Consider the following 17,136-nt stretch of genomic DNA (forward strand, 5'->3'; position numbering starts at 1 on the left):
ATCAAAAGCGAGGGCCAGAAAGTCCAGGACACGGTCTCGCGGGCGAAGGCGGCAAGCCTGTCCGGCTCGCCATGGGTGAATTGCGCATAGCGCTGGGCAACACCGGCCTTGACCGCGAAATAGACGAAATGCACCAGCGCCAGCGTCTTCACGGTCGCGAAATAGACGGCGACATCGTTGGGCGGGAGGTAGGCGCCCACCATCAGCACGTCGGCATTGGTGAGCAGGAAGAAGAAGCCCTCGACCAGGAAGATCGGCAGCGAGACAAGGATCCATTGCCCGAAATGCACCGTCATCGGCCCGGGCGGGACTTTCTTGTCCATGCGAGAGGTGACGGCCATCAGCTGGCCGAGCGTCGTGACATAAGTGGCGGCGATCGAGGCGAAGATCGCGGTCTTGGCGTCCGGCACATAATGCAGGCCAAGCATCAGCGCCATGAAAGCCAGGATCAGCACCGGCCGCACCAGATAGGTGGGCGAGAGCGCCAGCAGCGCCCAGGAATTGGCGCGCGCCAGCCCTTGCAGGAGGTCGCCGAGCGCGATCATCGGCAGGCAGATGACGCCGAGGATGAATGGGATGACGTAGTAGTTCTCGATCCAGTCCGAGGCGAGCCACACGCCAAGCGCGCCGAGACCGGCGATCAGCGTCGAGGCGACGAGCACGAACAGGCGGCTGGCAAGCACGATGCCGCGCAGCTCGGCCAGCATGCCGCGCTCGCGATACTCCGGAATGAAACGGATGACGGAGGTGTGGAAGCCAAGGCAGGCGAGATTGCCGACGATGACCATCGTCACCCAGACCAGCACCGAGATGCCGTATTCGAATGACCCCATCCAGCGCGCCATCAGCACCTGGCTGACAAAGGCGATCGAGGCGCTGATGATGCGGATGGAAAAGGCGATCAGCGACATGCGCCCGGCTTCGCCGCGCGCATCGGCGGTGAAGAGGATGGCATCGATGCGGCCAAGCAGCGGCCGCATGCGCAGCGCCCAGCGCTGCGGCAAGAACCGCCCGGCAGTCGTTGCCGCGGAAAAGCGCACCCAAAACTCTCCGTTTTCCGCCTTTTTCCAGCGTTCGGGTCTATCCGAAACACCTTAAGAAAGGGTGGGTGGAGAGCTTCCTTCTCCCCGTCACTATAGGGGGAGGTGAGGAGTGGTCCGCGCAGCGGACGAAAAGCCAATTGCTTGGCTTTTCGAATGACGAACGCCTGCAGGCGGATAAGGGGCAGCGCCGGCCACGGAAATTGGGATGAATGACGTGTCGAAGAGGTTCTTTGCGGAAGAGTTCCGAAACATAGTGATCATCTCCTGTCAGATAAGAGGGACGGCCAATCGCAATCGTTGGCGCCGCCCCTCATCCGGCCCTTCGGGCCACCTTCTCCCCGTGAAACGGGGAGAAGGAAGAGGCGCTCTTACATCCCCTTCATCGCATCGCACGAGACGCTCGGGTTCATGTCGGCGAAGGCGCCGGTCGGGTTCTGCTTCCAGGCCCAGACATGCAGCTCGTAGAACGGGCCGAGGCCGTAGCGGTTGGGCGCGGTGTTGAAGTTGAACAGATGGCCTTCGAGCGATGCCGGGCCTTTCGACGTGATGTATTCGACGGCGATCAGCCTCAGCGTGCCGTCGGCCATCGGCTCGTACATGACGGCTTCCGGCTTGGCGACGTCGACGGCATCGTCCTTCAGATAGGCGGCGTTGACGTAGTGGATGCCCATGGCGCCGCCGGTGAGGCCGCTGGCGCAGGGGATCGGCGCATAGCCTTCGGCCTTCGCCACCGCGACGTCCTCGAAGCGGCTGTCGAGCGCCCGCACCTTGTCGGCCAGCGGGTTGACGGTTTCGGCCATGGCGGCGCCCGCCATCAGCAGGGTGATCGCGGCAGAGGCGCCGACAAGGCACCTGGTCCAATTGCGAATGGTCATTTCATGTCTCCATGCGGTTGAGGCGCGCAACGGTGGGCCGGCCCGCCAAGGCCAACTCCGGGCGCCGGCGAAGCTTGTCGTTAAAAGGATGGATACTGATCCCTACGAGGCGGGATCAGCGGTGATGCCACCAATATTCCCAGTATTCGCGCGGCATCTCCCGCTCATCGAGGCCGATGTCGCGTCTCAGGTAATCGTCCTGAGGCGGCAGAAGGCGGCGCCGGTTTCGCAACGGCGAAAGCAGCGCCGACAAGGCCCGTCGCATGAAGCCGCGCCGTGGCGGGAGGTAATCCGCCGCGGCGGGTACACTCTCGCTGTCCGGCACGGCGTCAGGTCCGCCGGCGACGGGTATGGTCTGCCCGACACGGTCTTCCCCGTCAGCGATAAAAGTAGGGGTCGAGGACCCGCACCTCCGTGATCTTATCGACAGGAAGCGCATTCTTTTGCGCGGTGCTGCGGATCGCCTCCGGCGAGGGCGCGTCGTAGATGCAGAAGCTCTTGCCCTTGTCGGGCGAGACGAAGGATTGCACCCAGGTGACGCCTTTCTCGGCGTTGCGGGCGATGACGCCGCCCATCGCGGTGGCGCCGGCATCGTTCATCGGCACATGCAGGCCCTCCGGGAAGGTGCGTTCAACGAGATAACGTGGCACGATCGTCTTTCCTTTCGTGATTGGATTGCAAGTTTCCACGCAATTCCGGACGGAAGGCCACGGCGAAGTCGCCGAGCCAACCGCTACGCAGTTTTCCCGGAATTGCTCCGTGCTCGTTTCGAGCAAGGCGGATACCACCATTTCGGGAAAGGCCATGCATCGGAGCCATTCCCCATATTGCCCGGGACGATTCCCTATCTTTGGGACGTTTTATGTGGAAGATGGCACTTGAATGTGTGGAAAGTCACATTTTAGGACTGTCTCCCACGCTATCGCGGCGGCGATCCGCCACGATGGAATTTCAATTTCGCGAGAGAGCGATGATGCTTCTGGAACGGCAGCCGCAGCTGCAGCAGATGGATGCCCTGTTGGCGGACGCAATCGGGGGCCGCGGCCGCATCGTGGTCGTCTTGGGCGAGGCCGGCGCCGGCAAGACGGCGCTGGTCGAGGCGTTCGCGAGCCGGCTGGATGATGGCCTGACAATGCTTCGCAGCGCCTGCGAGGACCTCTCCATTCCCGATCCGCTGGGGCCTCTTCACGATCTGGCCCGCGACGCGCATTGGGAACTGCCGCGGGTGCTCGACGACCGCCAGGTGCAGCGGCTGCCCTTGTTTTCCGAGGCGCTCGACGTCTTCGAGGCGAAAGGCCCGTGCCTGCTCGTCATCGAAGACCTGCACTGGGCGGACGACGCGACGCTCGATTTCGTGCGCTTCCTCGGCCGGCGCATCGCCAACACCCACATCCTGCTTCTGATCACGGCGCGGACCGACCGCAGCGAAGGACAGATGCGCGTGCGCCGGGCGCTCGGCGAGATCCCGGCCGGCAATGTCGTGCGTATCGACGTGCCGCTGCTCAGCGAAAGCGCCGTGCTGTCGCTGGCCGCAACCGCCGAGCGCGACGGCGAGGCGATCTACCGGGCAAGCGCCGGTAACGCCTTCTTCGTCACCGAGCTGCTCGCCGCCGAAGGCGATGGCGCCTTGCCGGCAAGCGTGCGCGACGCCGTGCTGGCGCGCGCCGAAAAACTGTCGCCGGGCGCGCGCTCGATGCTCGACGCCGTCTCGGTGTTTCCGCGCCGCGCCGACGCCTGGGCGCTGAGCGGCCTTTGCGGGATTGCCGCCGCCGGCCAGCTCGCCGAATGCGTCGCCAACGGCCTGCTCGAGGATTTCGGCGACGGCTATGCCTTCCGGCACGAGATCGCCCGCACGGCCATCGAGATGGCGCTGACGCCAAGCAAACGGCGCGAATACAATGAACGCGCCCTGGCAGCCTTGCGCGAAAACCCGCAAGTGGCCACTGCCAGGTTGGTGCATCATGCCGTGGAAGCGCAGAACCTGGAGGTGGTGCGCGAGCTCGCGCCGGCGGCGGCGCGCGAGGCTTCGCGGGTCGGCGCGCATCGCGACGCGGTGGGCTATTACGAGGTTGCCCTGCGCTATGCGGATATGCTGCCGGTCGACAAGCGAGCCGAGCTCTATGAGGGCCATGCTTTCGAGTGCCACCTGATCGGCCGCGTCGAGGCGGCGATGGAAGCGCAGGGCCAGGCGCGCCAGTTGCGCCAGGCGCAGGGCGATCGGGTCAAGGAGGGCGACGGTCTACGCTGCCTGTCGCGCTTTGCCTACCTGCTCGGCGATCGCGAGGCCGCGGACCGGTTCGGAGCGCAGGCCGTGGAGCTTCTGGAGACAGCGCCTGACGGCCCTGAACTCGCCATGGCTTATTCCAACCTCTCGCAGCTGGCGATGCTCGCCGAACGGCTCGAGGACACGCTCATGCTCGGCGGCAAGGCCGTGGAGCTGGCGGAGCGGCTCAACCGGCCGGATATTCTGTGTCATGCGCTGAACAATGTCGGCGCCGCCGGGCAATGGCTGGACTTCGCCAAGGGGCGGCGCGATCTCGCCCGCAGCCTGGGAATCGCATTGTCGGGAAACTTCCAGGAACATGCGGCGCGCGCCTTCACCAACTGCGCCTGCGTCGAGATGAACAGGCTCAACTTCAAGGAGGCGTCCTCGTTGCTGGAGCGCGGCATCGGCTACTGCGTCGAGAACGATCTCGCGACATGGCGCGACTACATGCGCGGCGTGCAGGCGCAGCTGCTGCTGAGGCTCGGCCTCTGGGACGACGCCGCGGCGGTGGCGCATGAGGTTGTCGATGATGAAGCAACGACGCCGTTGGTACGCTATCCATCGCTCGTCGCGCTGGCACGCTTGCGCATCCGCCGCGGCGACCCGTCGGCTGAGCCGATCGTGGAAGAGATGAGGCAGTTCCTGGACAAGGGCATGGAACTGCAACGGCTTGTGCCTTTTGCCGAGGTGATGGCCGAGCTGGCGTGGCTGGGCGAGGGCGACAGGGATGAAGCGCTGCATCTGATCGCCCTTGCCGAAGGCCTCGCGCCGACGCGGGCGGTGTTCGGCGGGCTGGCGGCCTGGCGGCGGCTTTTGTTGCCGGAATGCGATCCCGGCGAGACCGACAGCATGGCCGAGCCGCATCGCCTGCAATTGATCGGCGACTGGCGCGCCGCCGCTGCGCTTTGGGCGAGGATGGGCGCCCCTTTCGAACGGGCGCTCGCCTTGCTGCAGGGCGACGAGGCCGCGCAGCGTGAAGCGCTGGATATTTTCGAGGCGCTCGGCGCAAGACCAGTAGCGCAGCATGTGCGCGGCCTGCTGCGGCAGAGCGGCGTGGGCCGTATTGCCAGAGGTCCAAGGCAGGCGACGCGCGCCAACCAGGCCGGCCTTACGCAGCGCCAGATGGAGGTCCTGCAGTTGATCGAACGAGGCTTCTCCAACAAGAAGATCGCCGCGCATATGGCGATCTCGCCGAAGACGGTCGATCACCACGTTTCGGCGGTGCTCGGGAAACTGGAAGCCGTCTCGCGCGGCGAAGCAGCGGCCGCGGCGCGCGCGTCGGGGCTGGTGTAAGGTTGGTGCGTTCCCCGACACAAGGATTTTGAAAAGTTGCCGTTTGTCTTGGTGCAAGATTCTCCGTTCATTTCCGTGAAATCAGCGCAACGCCGGAGATTGGTTGAAGCCGCCCCAACCGCGTCATTCTATGGCGGAGCAAGGAGCGAAGCGACGCGCGCAGACCATAGAATCCATTCCGTGACTTGGAAGCGTTGCTGCTGCGGCGCAGAGTTCTGCTCCGTTGCACGTCGAGGCGAAGATAACGGCATGGATTCCAGGGTCTTCGCGACGGAGCTTCGCTCCTGCTTCGCCCTGGAATGACGATCGCGATGGGCGTTTCGGCCAATCTCCAAGGCATGCCGCCTGCCGACGCAGAGGGAGCCGACCGGTCAAAATCCCTGTGCTGGGGAATTAGTTGCTAGGGAAGCCTGACTCGGCGTTCTACCGGGATCGCGGAATGGCGGCGCTGCCCCTCATCCGCCCTTCGGGCACCTTCTCCCCGTATAGTGACGGGGAGAAGGAAGACTGCGTCAGGCGAAGGCGCCGTGGCAGTGCTTGTATTTCTTGCCGGAGCCGCAGGGGCAGGCTTCGTTGCGGCCGACCTTGCCCCAGGTCGCGGGGTTCTTCGGGTCGCGGTTTTCCGGAGCGACAACGGTATTCGAATCCTGGCGCAGGAGAAGCGCGGTTTCGCCGCCCTGGAAATCGTCCTCGCCGGTGGAGCCGTCGATATGGCTGCCGAACATCTCGGGCGCCTCGGGCGGCGGCGCGTCCGCAGCCTCGCGCACCAGCTCGACGCGCATCAGCTGCGCGGTGACGGCTTGGCGCAAATTGCCCAGCATGCCCTGGAACAGCTCGAAGGCTTCGCCCTTGTATTCCTGCAGCGGGTCGCGCTGGGCGTAGCCGCGGAAGCCGACGACCGAGCGCAGATGATCGAGATTGACGATATGCTCGCGCCACAGATGATCGAGCGTCTGCAACACCACCGAACGCTCGACATAATTCATCACGTCGGGGCCGAAGCGATCGGCGCGCTCCTTGGCGGCGGCATCGGCCGCGGCCGTGATGCGCTCGCGGATGTCGTCCTCGGCGATGCCCTCTTCCTTGACCCATTCCTCGATCGGCAGGTCGAGGTTGAGGTATTGCCCCACCTCTTCCTTGAGGCCGGCGACGTTCCATTGCTCGGCATAGGCGTTTTCGGGGATGTTCTTGGCGACGATCTCCTCGATGACGCCTTCACGCATCTCGGTGATCGTCTCCGACAGGCCTTCGCCGTCCATCAGCTCGATGCGCTGCTCGAACACCACCTTGCGCTGGTCGTTCGAGACGTCGTCATACTTCAACAGATTCTTGCGGATGTCGAAGTTGCGCGCCTCGACCTTCTTCTGCGCCTTCTCCAGCGCCTTGTTGATCCAGGGATGGATGATCGCCTCGTCTTCCTTGAGGCCGAGCTTCTGCAGCATGCCGTCCATGCGCTCGGAGCCGAAGATGCGCATCAGGTCATCCTGCAGCGACAGGAAGAATTTCGAGCGGCCCGGATCGCCCTGACGGCCGGAGCGGCCGCGCAACTGGTTGTCGATGCGGCGCGATTCGTGGCGCTCGGTGGCCAGAACGTAAAGGCCGCCGGCGGCCAGCGCCTTTTCCTTCAGGCGTTCGACATCGTCGATGATGGCCTTTTCCCGCGCCTCGCGCTCGGGGCCGGCCGGCATGTCGCCAAGCTCCTCGGCGATGCGCATCTCGGCATTGCCGCCGAGCTTGATGTCGGTGCCGCGGCCGGCCATGTTGGTGGCGATGGTGATGGCGCCGGGCTTGCCGGCCTGGGCGACGATGGACGCCTCGCGCTCATGGTGGCGAGCGTTCAGCACTTCGAAGTCCTTGATGCCTTCCTTGCGCAGGCGCTCGGCCAGTTGCTCGGATTTCTCGATCGAGGTGGTGCCGACCAGGATCGGCTGGCCGCGGTCGCGCGCGTCCTTGATTTCCTTGACGATCGCCTTGTATTTCTCGTCGACCGTACGGTAGACCTCGTCGTCCTCGTCCTTGCGGGCGACCGGCAGGTTGGTCGGGATCTCGGTGACTTCGAGATTGTAGATGTTGGCGAATTCCTCGGCCTCGGTCAGCGCCGTGCCGGTCATGCCGGCGAGCTTCTTGTAGAGGCGGAAATAGTTCTGGAAGGTGACGGAGGCCAGCGTCTGGTTCTCCGGCTGGATCTGCACATGCTCCTTGGCCTCGAGCGCCTGGTGCAGGCCTTCCGAATAGCGGCGTCCTGGCATCATGCGGCCGGTGAACTCGTCGATGATGACGATCTCGCCGTTGCGCACGATGTAATCGCGATCCTTCTGGAAGAGCAGATGCGCCTTCAGCGCGTTGTTGACGTGGTGGACGATGGCGACATTCTCGACGTCATAGAGCGACTCACCTTTGAGCAAGCCCGCCGCTGTCAGCATGTTTTCGAGCTTCTCGGTTCCTTCCTCGGTGAAGATCGTCGTCTTCTGCTTCTCGTCGACCTCGTAGTCGGCCGGGCCGAGCTTCAGCATGAAGGCGTCGATGGTGTTGTACATTTCCGAGCGGTCCTCAAGCGGACCGGAAATGATCAGCGGCGTGCGCGCCTCGTCCACCAGGATGGAATCGACCTCGTCGACGATGGCGTAGGAGTGGCCGCGCTGCACCATCTGCGAGCGCTCATACTTCATATTGTCGCGCAGATAGTCGAAGCCGAGCTCGTTGTTGGTGGCGTAGGTGACGTCGCAGGCGTAGGCCTCGCGGCGCTCGTCGTCGGAAAGGCCGTGGACGATGATGCCGACGGTCAGGCCGAGGAATTTGTAGACGCGGCCCATCCATTCGGCGTCGCGCTTGGCGAGGTAGTCGTTGACGGTGACGACATGCACGCCCTTGCCGGCGAGCGCGTTGAGATAGACCGGCAAGGTGGCGACCAGGGTCTTGCCCTCGCCGGTGCGCATCTCGGCGATGCCGCCATTGTGCAGCACCATGCCGCCGATCAACTGGACGTCGAAAGGCCGCATGCCGAGCACGCGGCGGGCCGCCTCGCGCACCGTGGCGAAGGCCGGGACCAGCAGGTCGTCGAGCGAAGCGCCGTTAGCGAGATCCTGGCGGAATTTCTCCGTGCGCCCGGCAAGCTCGGCGTCGGAAAGCGCCCGCATCTCGTTTTCCATGGCGTTGATGGCCTCGACCCTAGGTCGGGTCGACTTGACGCGCCGGTCGTTGGAAGAACCGAAAACCTTACGGGCGAGACCGCCGAGACTGACCATCCAATGGTCCTTTCGATAGCAATTTTGGCCGTTTGCGACAGGCGCCTGGCGGGCCCATCAAATCCGCGTGAATGCGGACAAACGCAAAAAGCGCCCGGAAAACGGTTCTGGACGCCAAGTCGTTGGACAGATAAGAGGGGGCTCAATCGATGTCAACGCCGCGTTAGCCCTATGGGCAGCGCCAAATTCCGCCACAATTCGACTGATCTGGAACCCTTCCGCTCACGCGATCCTCATTGGCAATCCCATTGGAGTTATCTTGATGCCCCTGTCGTTCCGCCGCGCCTCGCTCGCCAGCCTCGGTCTGGCCTTCGGGCTCTCGGCTCTTAGCCTGTCGCCGCTGATGGCGCAGGAGACCAAGCCCGCGGATGCCACCGCGCCTGCCACCGCTCCCGCCGCGCCGGTCGATCCCAATGCCGTGGTCGCCACCATCAATGGCGAGAAGCTGACCGAGGCCGATCTTCAGCTCGCCGAAGGCGAACTCTCGCAGCAGTTCGCGCAGCTGCCGCCCGATCAGCGCCGCGCGGCCGCCCTTTCGGCGGCGATCGAAATCCGCGTCATGGCCAAGAAGGCGGTCGACAGCGGCCTTGACAAGGACGCCGACTTCCAGCGCCGCATGGCTTTCCTGCAGGCGCGCGCGCTGCATGGCGAGGTCGTCGAGAAGGAAGTGGTCGACAAGGTCACGGACGCCGAAGTCCGCGCCCGCTACGACCAGGAGATCGCCAACACGCCGCCAGTCAACGAAGTGCATGCGCGTCACATCCTCGTGAAGACGAAGGAAGAGGCCGAGGCGATCATCAAGCAGCTCGACGGCGGCGCCGACTTCCAGAAGCTCGCCAACGAACACACCAACGACCCCTCGGGCAAAACCAGTGGCGGCGATCTCGGCTGGTTCGGACCGGGCCAGATGGTGCCGGAATTCGACAAGGCGGCCTTCGCGCTCGACGTCGGCAAGTACACCAAGGAGCCGGTGCAGACGCAGTTCGGCTGGCACGTCATCAAGCTCGAGGACAAGCGCGCCAAGCAGCCGCCGGCCTTCGACGACGTCAAGGACCAGGCCAAGCAGGCGGTAATCCGCGACAAGTATTTCGCCATGGTGAAGGACCTGCGCGCCGCCGCCAAGGTCGAGATCTCGGACGAGAAGCTCAAGAAGGACGTCGACACGCTGGAAGCGGGCAAGTAATCCGCTGTCGGCCTGATTATCCTGAAAAGGGCGCCATGCGGCGCCCTTTGCTTTTGGCTCAGGCGGTCAGTATCCCCCGCGTGATGTAGCCAACGGCCGCGCGGATCGCCGCCACGTCCTCGTCGAGCCGTCCGGTCAGCAGATGCCGCCAGGCGTAGGACGCAATCAGATCGGCGACGATCCCGGCATCGACATCGGCCGCCACCTCGCCCCGCGCCTTGGCGCGCTCGATGATCCGGCCGGTATGGCTGCGGCGTTCCTTCGAATACTCGGCAAGCACGGCCGCGGCTGCCTCGTCCGACTGCGCCTCCGCGATCAGCGAGCTGTAGATGTTGCCCGACGGGGTGTCGCGCCAATGGGCGAAGAGATTTTCGAGAAAGCCGGCCAGGTCGTCCTCGACGTTTCCGGTGTCGGGTGTCTCGACATGCTTCTGCCTCTGGTAGATCTCGATCAGCAGCGCCGCCTTGCTTGGCCACCAGCGATAGATGGTCGGCTTTCCCGCCCGCGCCCGCCGGGCGACGGCCTCGATCGAAAAGCCGGCGTAGCCCGCCTCGCGCAGCACGGCTTCGGCCGCCTCGATGATGGCATCGGCGCTCTCTGGATTGCGTTTCGCGCCGATCGACTTGCGCCCGCGAGCGGCGGCTTCGCCCATCGATGTCTTCCTTAGCCGGTGAATCTGTCGTCGATCATATTGGCTTCGCGGGCGAAACAAAACGACCCGTTTCAGACTGCGAGCCCTTCGGCCAGGGCGATCAGGCGCGGCCAGAACGCCCTTGCGCCGGGACCCGCTATCGGGCAAACCGGCCTTCCTTTCGCTTCATTGCCGTTCCGGGGTTCCGATGTCCGCTACGATCTCGCCGCTCGCACCGAAGAAATATCCCAAGATGCCGGTCATCGAGGGTGTGCGCATCGCGACGGCCGAAGCGGGCATCAAATACCGGAATAGAACCGACCTCCTCGCCATGGTCTTCGATCCGGGCACGGCTGTCGCCGGCGTGTTCACCAGGTCGAAATGCCCGTCGGCGCCGGTCGACTTCTGCCGCCAGAACCTGCCTGCCGGCAAGGCGCGCGTGCTGGTGGTCAATTCCGGCAATGCCAACGCCTTCACCGGCAAGAAGGGCAAGATCTCGACCGCGCTGACCGGCGAGGCGGCGGCGAAGGCCGCCGGATGTTCCGAGAGCGAGGTGTTCCTGGCCTCGACCGGGGTCATCGGCGAGCCGCTCGACACCACCAAATTCAGCCATCTGCTCGCCGGCCTGGTCAAGGACGGAAAGCCCGATCTGTGGACCGAGGCGGCAAAGGCCATCATGACCACCGACACCTATCCGAAGGTGGCGACGGCGACTGTCAAGCTCGGCGATGTCGACGTCACCATCAACGGCATCGCCAAGGGCGCCGGCATGATCGCGCCCGACATGGCGACGATGCTTTCCTTCATCGCCACCGACGCGCCGATCGCGGCGCCCGTGCTGCAGGACCTGTTGTCGCGCGGCACGGCCAAGACCTTCAACGCGGTAACCGTCGACAGCGACACCTCGACCAGCGACACGCTGCTCATCTTCGCCACCGGCAAGGCGGCTGCCCGCGGCGCGCCGGCGATCAGCGATGCCAAGGACGCGCGGCTCGGCGCGTTCCGTCAGGCGCTCGGCAAGGTGCTGAAGTCGCTGGCGCTGCAAGTGGTGCGCGACGGCGAGGGCGCACGCAAGCAGGTCGAGGTCACGGTGACCGGCGCCAAATCGGCGCGTTCGGCCAAGCGCATCGCGCTTTCGATCGCCAATTCGCCGCTGGTCAAGACGGCCGTCGCCGGCGAGGACGCCAATTGGGGCCGCGTCGTCATGGCCGTCGGCAAGGCCGGCGAGCCGGCCGACCGCGACCGGCTGTCGATCTGGTTCGGCGACAATCGCCTGGCGCATGAGGGCGAGCGCGATCCGGCCTATTCGGAGGAAGCGACGTCTGCCTATATGAAACGCGACGACATCCGCATCCGCGCCGATATCGGCATCGGCCGCGGCAAGGCGACGGTGTGGACCTGCGACCTCACCAAGGAATATGTCGCCATCAACGGCGACTACCGGAGCTGATGGCGCCGGTGTCCAGGCATCCGGCAAGCGTGCTGGCGGTCGTGCGCCGCTACGAGGCGGCGGGCTTTCGCGCCTGGCCGGCGGCGGCCGTCCATTATGACGGGACTTGGGTGGTGCGGCTGACCGCCGGGCATCCGGCCAAGCGCCTGAACTCGGTCAATCCGCTCGATCCGGGCGACACGTACGCCATCGAGGAGCGCATCGGCCGCGCCGCGCGCCGCTTCGATGCCTATGGCAGGCCGCTGACCTTTCGCATGTCGCCGCTGTCGGGACAGGTGCTGTCCACGCATCTCGACAAGGCCGGCTGGAACAGGTTCGACGAATCCATGGTCATGCGGCTGCCGCTCAAGGACCTCGAGCTCGGCGCGGCCATGGACCAGATACCGCTCAAGGACATCAGCCGTTTCATCGGCGCGTCGCTGAGGACCAGCGGCTCGGACGCCTCGCTGCGGCCCGGCCTGTCGGAGGTCATCGGCGCCATTCAGCCCGAAGCCGGGCTGTTCGCGCTGGAGGACGGCAATGAGCCGCTGGCGACGCTGATCTGCGTCCATGATGGCGACCTTGCCGGCCTGTTCGAGGTCGCCACCGAAAAATCGGCGCGCAAACAGGGCCATGGCCGCAATCTCATCCTGTCGGCGCTGAAATGGGCGCGGCTGCGCGGCGCGCGCGAGGCCTGGCTGCAGGTCGAGGCCGGCAATCTACCGGCGCTCTCGCTCTATCGGTCGCTCGGCTTCGAGGAAGTCTACCGCTACCACTATCGACGGCCGCCGGGCGCATGAGCGAGGTGAAGCCAGCCGGAAAGCGCCTGCTGCTGGTCGCCGCCTGCGCGCTGGTCGATGCCGACCGGCGCGTGCTTCTGGCGCAGCGCCCGGAGGGCAAGCAGCTTGCCGGCCTGTGGGAGTTTCCTGGCGGCAAGGTCGAGCCCGGCGAGACGCCTGAGGAGTGCCTGGTCCGCGAGCTGCATGAGGAACTCGGCATCGAGACCGAAATTCCGTGCCTGGCGCCGCTCACCTTCGCCAGCCATTCCTATGACGATTTCCATCTGCTGATGCCGCTTTATGTCTGCCGCCGCTTTCGCGGGATCGCGCAACCCAGGGAAGGGCAGGGGCTGAAATGGGTCAGACCGCGGCAGATGCGCGACTATCCGATGCCGCCGGCCGACGCACCGCTCATCCAGTTCCTGATCGATCTTTTGTAATTTCGCGACCTGCCTTCGCGGCCATTCACGTTTGCCGAAAGCGTCGTTTCCGGAGCTGCTTTAGCCAGCGTTAATGGAAGATTTATCTCGACGTGAAAAATTGCTCGAGGCCGTTTCGCGCGGCAACATCGTTGATGACCGGGAACAACGGCATGAGCCTTGAAAGAGAGTGGGACTCGATCCGGCCCGACCGAGGCTTCCGCGCCGCGGATGCCGGCATGGGCATCCTGCGAGTGACGCTTCTCTTCGGCTCGGCCGCCGTGGCGCTGGCGCTGATCGCGACGCCTTTCCTGGACAGCCAGACGCGATCGCAGGGCGCCCGCGACGGCTTGGCTGTCGGGCTCGACACGACAGCGACCGGATCGATCGGCCATCGCACCAATACATACACGGTGCGCCGCAGTGTGCTGCAGCCGATGCCCAGTTCAATCTGCGTCATCCGCAATGACGGCAGCCGCAGCGGCGAGTGCTGACATGGTTAATGATTTTTTGGGACACCGGCATTTCACTCGCTGTTAAGCTTTCGCCGTTAACCTTTCTTAACGGGTAGGACATTAGAATTTCTGCATAAGGGATGGATGGCCATGAAAAACCTGCTGCAGCAATTCGTAAGGGATGAGACCGGCGCCACGGCCATCGAATATGGCCTGATCGTTACCGTGCTGTCGCTTACCATCATCGGCGGCGTAAGCAGGGCAGCGGATGCGCTCCAATGGCTGTTCAGCGACAACAGCAGCAGGCTGGTCCAGGCCTTCTCCCACTGACGAAACCGGTCGGGCAATCAGAGACGCAGTCAGCTCTTCGGCGGGTTCTCCAGGATCGCCTTCAGCGATAGCTTGGCTGATCCAGGCTTGAGCGGCTTTTGCTGCGAGGCGTCGGGCGCCCAGCCGGACATCCAGACAACCGGAAAGCTTGCGCGGATGCGGCCGTCCGGGTCCGAGAACCGTTCGGCATAGATTTCGGCCGCGCGGGCAAACAAACGCCTGCTGCCGGGTCGCCGGCTGCGGTCGATGAGCGGGCTGGTTTCGCCCACGGCGCGCAGGTCGGCGGCGAGATCGAACAGCGTGTCGTAGCGCACGGCGACCGTTTCGACATCGGCGACAGGCAATGCCAGGCCGGCGCGCTGCAACAGCCCGCCCGCATCGCGCACGTCGGTGAAGGGAAGGATGCGCGGGCTCGCGCCGCCGTAAAGCTCGGTCTCGGCCGTCAGCATGCTTTCGCGCAACTCGGCGAGCGTACCCGCGCCGGCGAGAGCGCCAAGGAAAAGCCCGTCCGGTTTCAGCGCCCGGCGGATTTGCGCCAGCACGCCGGGAATGTCGTTCATCGCGTGCAGCGACAGCAGGGAGACGACGAGGTCGAGGCTGCCGTCCTCGAACGGCACGGTCTCCGGCGGCGCTACCAGCCCCGGGCCGCCGGCCAGAAGCGCCTCGTCCATCTCGACGCGGACTATTTCGCCGACCTTGCCGCTGGCTGCGAGCACGTCGGCCGCCGCCGACGTCTGGCAAAACAGAGCGGCGGCCTTGCCGAAGCGGCGCTCGACGGCACCCAGCCGGTCGGCAAGGTCTTCGGCCGCTCGCCGCATCAGGAAATCGGCACCCTCGACGGGGCGGGCGAGGGCCCGGCGCTTGTGCGCGAGCCAGAGCTCAGTGTCGATCAAAGGCTGCAATCAAAAGCTTCCTGTTGTCCGCGCCCGCCGGAGTGGTGTTAATGTGGCGAGGGTTTCCTTTCACGTGGCCGATCCGGTGCACAAGATCAAGACCAGCGCGGTTCAGGACATGACGCGGCAGGCACTGGCCTGGCCGGCGCGTCTGTTGTTTCCGCCGGTTTGCGCCGGCTGCCGTCGCCATGTGTCGCAGCCCGGCGTCTTGTGCGGCGCCTGCTGGCCGAAGCTCAGGCTGCTGGAAAAGCCCTGGTGCCCGGTGATGGGCACGCCCTTCACCCACGACATGGGCGAGGGGTTTCTGTCGGCGGAAGCGATCGCCGATCCGCCGCCCTTCGAGCGGGCGCGGGCCGCTGTCATCTATTCGGGCGTCGCCCGGCAGATGGTCCAGGGGCTGAAATACCAGGACCGGACGGACCTGGCGCCCTGGATGGCGAACTGGATGGTCCGCGCCGGCGCGGAGCTGATTGCCGAGGCCGATCTGGTCGTGCCGGTTCCGTTGCACTGGCGGCGCTTCTTCCGGCGCCAGTTCAACCAGTCTGCGGAGCTTGGACGCGCCGTTGCAAAGCTCAGCGGGCTGCCATTCTCGCCATCCGCGGTCAAACGCGTGAAGCTGACGCGCCAGCAGGTCGGGCTCGAACGGCATGAGCGCGAGGAGAATGTGCGCGCCGCCTTTCGCGTGCTGCCCGACGCCGAGATCGAAATCGCGGGCCGCCGGGTGCTGGTCGTCGACGATGTCTACACCACCGGCGCCACGGTGAGGGCGGTCGCCAAGGCACTGAAGCGGGGCGGCGCCGGAGCGGTCGACGTGCTGACGTTCGCCCGAGTCCTGCCGGGGGACTTTCGGGCGGATGAGTCCGCGACTATATAGAAACCCAAACGTTGTTTTTGGTGCAGGTCGCTGCCATACAACCATTGGGCGACATGCACCGGCAGGATAGTGACCCATGGCCGATGTGACGATCTATACAAGGATGATGTGCGGCTACTGCAGCGCAGCCAAGCGGCTGCTCGACCGCAAGGGCGTGGTCTATACCGAGCACGACGCCTCGTTCTCGCCGGAACTGCGCCAGGAAATGATTTCCAAGGCGCATGGGCGAACCACTTTTCCGCAGATTTTCATCGGCGATACGCATGTCGGCGGCTGCGACGATCTCCATGATCTGGAGTCGCAGGGCCGGTTGGATGTGATGCTCGCCAACGGGAGATGATCATGGGTGTTTTCAAGGCCGCCGCCGTGCAGATGCGTTCGGGCACGAGCCCCGAACGCAACGCCGCCGACATGGAAATCCTGGTGCGCCAGGCCGCCGGCCAGGGTGCCACCTATGTCCAGACGCCGGAAATGACGGGTGCGCTGGTGCGCGACAAGGAAGCCGGCGCGGCCGCTTTCACCACCGAAGACAAGGACATTGTCGTCGCCACCGCGCGCAGGTTGGCTAAGGAGCTCGGCATCCACCTGCATATCGGCTCGACGGCGATCCGTCGCGCCGACGGCAAGCTCGCCAACCGCGCCTTCCTGTTTTCACCCGACGGCACGCTGATTGCCGGCTACGACAAGATCCACATGTTCGATGTCGACCTCGACAATGGCGAGAGCTGGCGCGAATCCGCATCCTACGAGCCGGGAACGGAAGCGGTCGTGACCGACGTCAAAGGGACGAAGCTGGGCTTTGCCGTCTGCTACGACCTGCGCTTCCCACAGCTGTTCCGCGCCGAGGCGATGGCCGGGGCGGAGGTGCTGACGGTGCCCGCCGCCTTCACGCGCCAGACCGGCGAGGCGCATTGGCATGTGCTGCTGCGCGCCCGTGCCATCGAGAACGGCGCCTATGTCATCGCTGCTGCCCAAGGCGGCCTGCATGAAGACGGCCGCGAGACCTATGGCCATTCGCTGATCGTCGATCCGTGGGGGCGCGTCATCGCCGAGGCCGCGCATAACGAGCCGGGCGTGATCCTTGCCGAGATCGATCCGGCGCAGTCGCTTGCGGCGCGCCGCAAGATCCCCAATCTCAGGAATGCGCGGGATTTCATCGTCAATGCCGGCGCAGGCGAAGCGCCGCGTCTCAGGGGTGCTGCCTCTTGATCCGCTTTTCCCTGATCTGCGAGCACGAGCACGAATTCGAAGCCTGGTTTCGCAGCAATGACGACTTCGACACCCAGAAGAAGCGCGGCTTCGTCGATTGCCCGAGCTGCGGCTCGCGCAAGATAGAGAAGGCGCTGATGGCGCCGGCCGTTTCGACCTCGCGCAGGCAGGAGAAAGTCGCTCTAGCGATGGGCGAGGCGCAGAAGCAGGCG

Annotated in this window: 18 protein-coding genes; 11 read left to right on the forward strand and 7 right to left on the reverse strand. The window is 65.0% G+C overall.

Annotation, left to right across the window (positions count from 1 at the left end):
- The 4 genes from EOA24_RS07105 to EOA24_RS07120 form a co-directional block, all read right to left on the reverse strand.
- Positions 1–1,040 (reverse strand): lipopolysaccharide biosynthesis protein (locus EOA24_RS07105; protein WP_133374475.1); only part of this gene is annotated, 1,040 nt, incomplete at its 3' end.
- A 371-nt stretch (positions 1,041–1,411) separates the two neighbouring features.
- Positions 1,412–1,858, reverse strand: coding sequence for a hypothetical protein (locus EOA24_RS07110; protein WP_245467372.1), 447 nt, complete (start codon positions 1,856–1,858; stop codon positions 1,412–1,414).
- Positions 1,859–2,033: 175 nt separating this feature from the next.
- Positions 2,034–2,243 carry a hypothetical protein gene (locus tag EOA24_RS07115; protein ID WP_127409694.1) on the reverse strand — a complete coding sequence of 70 codons (210 nt, stop codon included), beginning with the start codon at positions 2,241–2,243 and terminating at the stop codon, positions 2,034–2,036.
- Positions 2,244–2,295: 52 nt separating this feature from the next.
- Positions 2,296–2,568 carry a DUF4242 domain-containing protein gene (locus EOA24_RS07120; RefSeq protein ID WP_126081070.1) on the reverse strand — a complete coding sequence of 91 codons (273 nt, stop codon included), beginning with the start codon at positions 2,566–2,568 and terminating at the stop codon, positions 2,296–2,298.
- 323 nt (positions 2,569–2,891) lie between these two features.
- Here EOA24_RS07120 and EOA24_RS07125 point away from each other — a divergent pair, with 323 nt between their 5' ends.
- Positions 2,892–5,477, forward strand: coding sequence for a LuxR family transcriptional regulator (locus tag EOA24_RS07125; RefSeq protein WP_126083696.1), 2,586 nt, complete (start codon positions 2,892–2,894; stop codon positions 5,475–5,477).
- A 512-nt stretch (positions 5,478–5,989) separates the two neighbouring features.
- Here EOA24_RS07125 and secA read toward each other — a convergent pair.
- Complete coding sequence (gene secA / locus EOA24_RS07130; RefSeq protein WP_126081071.1) at positions 5,990–8,722, reverse strand: preprotein translocase subunit SecA; 2,733 nt, start codon at positions 8,720–8,722, stop codon at positions 5,990–5,992.
- 262 nt (positions 8,723–8,984) lie between these two features.
- Here secA and EOA24_RS07135 point away from each other — a divergent pair, with 262 nt between their 5' ends.
- Positions 8,985–9,905, forward strand: coding sequence for a peptidylprolyl isomerase (locus EOA24_RS07135; protein ID WP_126081072.1), 921 nt, complete (start codon positions 8,985–8,987; stop codon positions 9,903–9,905).
- 58 nt (positions 9,906–9,963) lie between these two features.
- On the opposite strand, the gene EOA24_RS07140 is transcribed toward EOA24_RS07135, so the two are convergent.
- Positions 9,964–10,557, reverse strand: coding sequence for a TetR/AcrR family transcriptional regulator (locus EOA24_RS07140; RefSeq protein ID WP_126081073.1), 594 nt, complete (start codon positions 10,555–10,557; stop codon positions 9,964–9,966).
- 187 nt (positions 10,558–10,744) lie between these two features.
- Between EOA24_RS07140 and argJ the strand changes: the two genes are divergently transcribed.
- The 5 genes from argJ to EOA24_RS07165 all read left to right on the forward strand — a co-directional run bounded on the left by argJ (position 10,745) and on the right by EOA24_RS07165 (position 13,948).
- Complete coding sequence (gene argJ, locus EOA24_RS07145) at positions 10,745–11,986, forward strand: bifunctional glutamate N-acetyltransferase/amino-acid acetyltransferase ArgJ (RefSeq protein WP_126081074.1); 1,242 nt, start codon at positions 10,745–10,747, stop codon at positions 11,984–11,986.
- Positions 11,986–12,765 carry a GNAT family N-acetyltransferase gene (locus EOA24_RS07150; protein ID WP_189343062.1) on the forward strand — a complete coding sequence of 260 codons (780 nt, stop codon included), beginning with the start codon at positions 11,986–11,988 and terminating at the stop codon, positions 12,763–12,765. Before argJ ends, EOA24_RS07150 begins: the two co-directional genes overlap by 1 nt.
- Positions 12,762–13,184 carry a (deoxy)nucleoside triphosphate pyrophosphohydrolase gene (locus EOA24_RS07155; protein WP_126064239.1) on the forward strand — a complete coding sequence of 141 codons (423 nt, stop codon included), beginning with the start codon at positions 12,762–12,764 and terminating at the stop codon, positions 13,182–13,184. The genes EOA24_RS07150 and EOA24_RS07155 overlap by 4 nt, the downstream gene beginning before the upstream one ends.
- A 152-nt stretch (positions 13,185–13,336) precedes the next feature.
- Positions 13,337–13,657, forward strand: a complete 321-nt coding sequence (locus tag EOA24_RS07160; RefSeq protein ID WP_126081075.1) for a hypothetical protein — start codon at positions 13,337–13,339, stop codon at positions 13,655–13,657.
- Between the two features lie 105 nt (positions 13,658–13,762).
- A complete protein-coding gene (locus EOA24_RS07165; protein ID WP_126081076.1) occupies positions 13,763–13,948 on the forward strand; it encodes a Flp family type IVb pilin in 186 nt (61 codons plus the stop codon).
- Between the two features lie 29 nt (positions 13,949–13,977).
- On the opposite strand, the gene EOA24_RS07170 is transcribed toward EOA24_RS07165, so the two are convergent.
- Positions 13,978–14,850: a methyltransferase domain-containing protein gene (locus EOA24_RS07170; protein ID WP_127409695.1), complete on the reverse strand. Its 873-nt coding sequence runs from the start codon at positions 14,848–14,850 to the stop codon at positions 13,978–13,980.
- Positions 14,851–14,914: 64 nt separating this feature from the next.
- Here EOA24_RS07170 and EOA24_RS07175 point away from each other — a divergent pair, with 64 nt between their 5' ends.
- The 4 genes from EOA24_RS07175 to EOA24_RS07190 form a co-directional block, all read left to right on the forward strand.
- On the forward strand, positions 14,915–15,715 hold the full coding sequence (locus EOA24_RS07175; protein ID WP_126083698.1) for a ComF family protein: 801 nt from the start codon (positions 14,915–14,917) through the stop codon (positions 15,713–15,715).
- A gap of 76 nt (positions 15,716–15,791) precedes the next feature.
- Positions 15,792–16,055: a glutaredoxin 3 gene (grxC, locus tag EOA24_RS07180; protein ID WP_126081078.1), complete on the forward strand. Its 264-nt coding sequence runs from the start codon at positions 15,792–15,794 to the stop codon at positions 16,053–16,055.
- Positions 16,056–16,057: 2 nt separating this feature from the next.
- Positions 16,058–16,924: a carbon-nitrogen hydrolase family protein gene (locus EOA24_RS07185; RefSeq protein WP_126081079.1), complete on the forward strand. Its 867-nt coding sequence runs from the start codon at positions 16,058–16,060 to the stop codon at positions 16,922–16,924.
- A partial coding sequence (locus EOA24_RS07190; RefSeq protein ID WP_127409696.1) for a DUF1178 family protein occupies positions 16,921–17,136 on the forward strand: 216 nt, incomplete at its 3' end. The genes EOA24_RS07185 and EOA24_RS07190, both read left to right, overlap by 4 nt.

The organism is Mesorhizobium sp. M2A.F.Ca.ET.039.01.1.1, from assembly GCF_003998035.1.
Lineage (GTDB): Bacteria > Pseudomonadota > Alphaproteobacteria > Rhizobiales > Rhizobiaceae > Mesorhizobium.

What these genes read in the sequence shown, in the direction of transcription:
- EOA24_RS07110 (WP_245467372.1), bottom strand. Translation starts at nt 1,858, where the DNA reads ATGGCGGGCGCCGCCATGGCCGAAACCGTCAACCCGCTGGCCGACAAG.
- EOA24_RS07125 (WP_126083696.1), top strand. Translation starts at nt 2,892, where the DNA reads ATGCTTCTGGAACGGCAGCCGCAGCTGCAGCAGATGGATGCCCTGTTG.
- secA (WP_126081071.1), bottom strand. Translation starts at nt 8,722, where the DNA reads ATGGTCAGTCTCGGCGGTCTCGCCCGTAAGGTTTTCGGTTCTTCCAAC.
- EOA24_RS07135 (WP_126081072.1), top strand. Translation starts at nt 8,985, where the DNA reads ATGCCCCTGTCGTTCCGCCGCGCCTCGCTCGCCAGCCTCGGTCTGGCC.
- EOA24_RS07140 (WP_126081073.1), bottom strand. Translation starts at nt 10,557, where the DNA reads ATGGGCGAAGCCGCCGCTCGCGGGCGCAAGTCGATCGGCGCGAAACGC.
- argJ (WP_126081074.1), top strand. Translation starts at nt 10,745, where the DNA reads ATGTCCGCTACGATCTCGCCGCTCGCACCGAAGAAATATCCCAAGATG.
- EOA24_RS07150 (WP_189343062.1), top strand. Translation starts at nt 11,986, where the DNA reads ATGGCGCCGGTGTCCAGGCATCCGGCAAGCGTGCTGGCGGTCGTGCGC.
- EOA24_RS07155 (WP_126064239.1), top strand. Translation starts at nt 12,762, where the DNA reads ATGAGCGAGGTGAAGCCAGCCGGAAAGCGCCTGCTGCTGGTCGCCGCC.
- EOA24_RS07160 (WP_126081075.1), top strand. Translation starts at nt 13,337, where the DNA reads ATGAGCCTTGAAAGAGAGTGGGACTCGATCCGGCCCGACCGAGGCTTC.
- EOA24_RS07165 (WP_126081076.1), top strand. Translation starts at nt 13,763, where the DNA reads ATGGCCATGAAAAACCTGCTGCAGCAATTCGTAAGGGATGAGACCGGC.
- grxC (WP_126081078.1), top strand. Translation starts at nt 15,792, where the DNA reads ATGGCCGATGTGACGATCTATACAAGGATGATGTGCGGCTACTGCAGC.
- EOA24_RS07185 (WP_126081079.1), top strand. Translation starts at nt 16,058, where the DNA reads ATGGGTGTTTTCAAGGCCGCCGCCGTGCAGATGCGTTCGGGCACGAGC.